The sequence below is a fragment of the Pseudomonas sp. BP01 genome (assembly GCF_022760795.1).
GTDB lineage: Bacteria > Pseudomonadota > Gammaproteobacteria > Pseudomonadales > Pseudomonadaceae > Aquipseudomonas > Aquipseudomonas putida_Q.
Map to the genome: position 1 here is coordinate 1 of NZ_JAFBKA010000128.1, position 264 is coordinate 264.

The following is a 264-nucleotide window of genomic DNA, read 5'->3' on the forward strand; positions in this document are numbered from 1 at the left end:
TCGCAGTGCCGGTTGTACCGTTAGCCGGGATGGTGATGGTGGTTTTGCCATCGTCCAGGGTAAAGGTCAGCGCCGCGTGCTTGTCGATCGGCAGGCCGTCTTTGTTGGTCAGCGTCACGGTGTAGGTAATCACGCCACCTTCGGTGACCGACGGGGTCGCGGTCAGTTTCGCCACGACTTCGTCGGTGGTGTCGGTGACGTTGACCTTCGCCGCGTCGCCCAGCTGCAGGTTCTCGAAGGTACGGCCACCGATGTCGGCTGCCG

The 264-nt window shown here is 62.9% G+C and carries 1 protein-coding gene; it reads right to left on the reverse strand.

Annotated features, from left to right (window positions below; genetic code table 11):
- On the reverse strand, positions 1-264 hold a 264-nt coding region (locus JOY50_RS29415; protein WP_243056203.1), incomplete at both ends, for an immunoglobulin-like domain-containing protein.